Annotated in this window: 4 protein-coding genes; 2 read left to right on the top strand and 2 right to left on the bottom strand. The window is 71.0% G+C overall.

The genetic code is table 11. The annotated features are described in order from the left end of the window. Together AC1DOC_RS25160 and AC1DOC_RS25155 are read right to left on the bottom strand one after the other, a co-directional pair. The coding region (locus tag AC1DOC_RS25160) for a glycogen debranching N-terminal domain-containing protein (protein WP_478130722.1) at window positions 1-261 on the bottom strand (261 nt) is incomplete at its 3' end. Window positions 262-329: 68 nt separating this feature from the next. After that, complete coding sequence (locus AC1DOC_RS25155; protein WP_478130723.1) at window positions 330-1,418, bottom strand: glycosyltransferase family 4 protein; 1,089 nt, start codon at window positions 1,416-1,418, stop codon at window positions 330-332. 187 nt (window positions 1,419-1,605) lie between these two features. Between AC1DOC_RS25155 and AC1DOC_RS25150 the strand changes: the two genes are divergently transcribed. Both AC1DOC_RS25150 and AC1DOC_RS25145 read left to right on the top strand, forming a co-directional pair. After that, window positions 1,606-2,574 (top strand): cytochrome c oxidase assembly protein, encoded by a 969-nt coding sequence (locus AC1DOC_RS25150; protein ID WP_478081299.1) that lies wholly within the window; start codon window positions 1,606-1,608, stop codon window positions 2,572-2,574. 104 nt (window positions 2,575-2,678) lie between these two features. Continuing rightward, window positions 2,679-3,446: outer membrane protein assembly factor BamB family protein (locus tag AC1DOC_RS25145; RefSeq protein ID WP_478130721.1), on the top strand; the 768-nt coding region annotated here is incomplete at its 3' end.

The raw sequence follows: 3,446 nt of genomic DNA, 5'->3' as shown, positions 1-3,446 counted from the left end.
GTTGGTGAGGTTCGCAATGAAGAAGACGTTGTCGTGGCTCACGCCGCTGGACAAAAGCGGCGGCCGCGCGCCGCCCAGCCGGAGCACGAAGGTCGACAGCATGCGCGTGTCGTCGTGGAAGAGCCCGTCCACGCCGCCGCCCACGTCGCCGTGGCCGTCCATCACGAAGTAGGTGTCGCCCTCCTTGAGCACGAAGGCATGCTGCACCGCGCGCTCGGGCGCGGGCTCGGCCTGCTCGGTGGCAGGCACTTCGGTGCTCATTGGAGTACCTTCGTGCTTCGCACTGCGGTGCGAGCTTGCTTGGGGGCGGCCCGGCGCGGCGCTCATGCTCAGGCAGCCTCGCGGTAGAGGGGCTCGTGCAGCTCTTGCGGCTCCTGCGGCAGGAGCGCGCCGCCGCCGGCCAGCCGCGCGTACTGCTCGACATAGGCGCTGGCCATGGCCTGCGCCGAGTAGCGCCGCTCGAAGGCCTGCCGCACGCGGCGGCGGTCGAGCGCGCCGATGGCGTGCACCGCCTCGACGGCCTGCGCCTCGTCCTCGACGATGAGCCCGCTCACGCCGTGCTCGATCACCTCGGGCACCGAGCCGCAGCGCCAGCCGATCACCGGCGTGCCGCAGGCCATGGCCTCGATCATCACCAGGCCGAAGGGCTCGGGCCAGTCGATCGGGAACAGCAGCGCGCGCGCGCCGCCCAGGAACGCGGCCTTGTCGGCGTCGCCGATCTCGCCGATGAACTCGACCAGGGGATCGTCCAGCAGCGGCCGGATCTTCTGCGCGAAGTAGGTCGCGTCCGCCGCGTCGACCTTGGCCGCGATCTTCAGCGGCAGCCCCGCGCGCCTGGCGATCTCGATGGCGCGGTCGGGCCGCTTCTCGGGCGAGATGCGGCCAAGGAAGGCCAGGTAACCGCCGGGGTTCGGCTCGAAGGCGTAGGGCGTCTCTTCGAGTCCGTGCGGAATGGTCGCGAGCCAGTTGGCAAAGGGCAGCGGCTTGCGCTGGTGGCGCGAGATGGAGACCAGCGGAAACTGGTTCCAGCGCATGTACGCGCCGGGCAGGTCCGCGATGTCCAGGCGCCCGTGCAGCGTGGTGAGCGTGCGGCCGGCCATGTCCTCGAAGAAGGGAAAGTGCAGCAGGTCGACGTGGAAATGCAGCACGTCGAACTCGTGCGCTCGTCGTCGCACTTCGTGGAGCATGCAAAGGTGGCCGKCCAGGTCGGACTTCAGCGGCGCCGGGTCCAGCCGCAGGGCCTGGGCCCGCATGGGCGCCAGGCGGGCCCGGGTCTGCGTGTCCGCGGAGGCGAACAGCGTGACCTCGTGGCCCTGGTCCACCAGCGCATTGGCCAGGTGGGCCACGACCCGTTCGGTGCCGCCATAGAGCCGCGGCGGAACGGCTTCGTACAGGGGCGCGATCTGCGCGATCTTCATCGTCAAGACAATCTCCTCGAAAGGGAATGAATGAACAAGGAACAAGGCGAAGAATGGAGGCGGCACAGCCTCCGGCGCACATCTGAGGGTTGGCCCGACCGGTTTCAAGCCCCTTTTTTTACCCCTCGTGTCCCGCGTCGAGCAAGCAGCCTTGGCGCAGTTGGCTCAGACTGAGGCCATGCAAGCCATGACGCAAGCCATGACGCCGCCGGCCGGCTCCCGGTCTTCCACACGGCGCGCATGCCGCGCCCGTGCTGCATTGCTGCTGCTGTTGCTGCTGCTGGCGGCGCCGCTGGCCAGCGCGCACGCGCCGGAGCCGGCAACCGCCGTGCCGGCCCTCGGCTGGAGCCTGGAGCCCTGGGTGCTGGCCTGTCTGGGCGCGAGCCTGCTGCTCTACCTGGCCGGCCTGCTGCGCCTGTGGCGCAAGGCTGGTGCGGGCCGCGGGGTCGGCATGCGGCGCGCGGCTTCGTTCGGCGCGGGCTGGCTCGCGCTGGTGCTGGCGCTGGTCTCGCCGCTCGATGCGCTCGGGGCCTATCTGTTTTCCGCGCACATGGTGCAGCACGAGGTGCTCATGATCCTGGCCGCCCCGCTGCTGGTGATCGGCCGGCCGCTGGCGGTCTGGACCTGGGCACTGCCGGCGCCGTGGCGCATGCGAACCACGCGCCTGGTGCGGCAGCCCGCGCTGGCCGCCGCATGGGAAGTGCTGACCTGTGCGCCGGTCGCCTGGGCCCTGCACGGCCTCGCGCTCTGGGCCTGGCACCTGCCGCTGTTCTTCGAGGCGGCACTGCGCAGCCAGGCCGTGCACAGCCTGCAGCATGCGAGCTTTCTTGCGACGGCGCTGCTGTTCTGGTGGCCGCCGCTCGCCGGCGCTTCGCGCGCCGGGCACGGCGGCTCGATGCTGTATCTCTTCACGACCATGGTGCACACCGGCGCCCTCGGCGCGCTGCTGACCTTCTCGACCGTGCCCTGGTATCCGGCCTACGGCACCGCCACGCCCGCGCTGGGCTTCGACCTGCTCGAGGACCAGCGCCTGGGCGGACTCATCATGTGGGTGCCGGCGGGCCTGGCCTACCTGGTGGTGGCGCTGGTCGCGGCGGCGCGGCTGCTGCAGGGCGGCCCCGCGCGCACGGCACCGGGCGCCATGCCGCCGAGGTAGCCAGTGCATCAGCCGTTGCCGACGGCGAAGTCGGCTTGCCGCCCTACAACTGGCGGTCCTTGCCTTGCTAATTTGCTGAGGCCCTCATGCCGGACTCACGGTCGATGCGAAGCCAGAAACACACCAAGAAGAAGCGCCGCGCCGGATGGGCCGGCCTGCTGCTGCTGAGCAGCCTCTTGCCGGCCTCGCTCGCGCTCGCGCAGCCCGCGCCGGCCGACGGCATGCCGCACGGCGGCGGTGACGGCGAATGGACCATGGCCGCGCGCGACCATGCGGGCACGCGCTTCAGCCCGCTGGCCGAGATCACGAGCGCCAACGCCGCGAAGCTGCAGCCGGCCTTCACCTTTTCCACCGGCGTGGTGCGCGGACACGAGGCCGCGCCGCTGGTGGTGGGCGGCACGATGTACATCGTGGGCCCCTACCCCAACACGCTCTTCGCGCTCGACCTCGCCAAGCCCGGCGCGCCGCTCAAGTGGAAGTTCGAGCCCAGGCCCGAGGCCGGCTCGCAGGGCGTGGCCTGCTGCGACCAGGTCAACCGCGGCGCCGCCTATGCGGACGGCCGCATCTTCTTCAACACGCTGGACAACCAGACCCTCGCGGTCGACGCGGCAAGCGGCGCCGAGCTCTGGCGCGCGAAGCTCGGCGACATCCGCAGCGGCGAGACCATGACGATGGCGCCGCTGGTGGTCAGGAACAAGGTGCTGGTGGGCAACAGCGGCGGCGAGTTCGGCGTGCGCGGCTGGCTTGCCGCTCTCGATGCCGCCACCGGCAAGACCGTGTGGCGCGCATGGAGCACGGGGCCGGACAGCGACGTGCTGATCGGCCCGCAGTTCAAGCCCTTCTATGCGCAGGACCGCGGCAAGGACCTGGGC

It is taken from the genome of Variovorax sp. 01T439_2, assembly GCF_056398445.1.
This window is presented reverse-complemented; position numbering and strand designations above follow the sequence as displayed.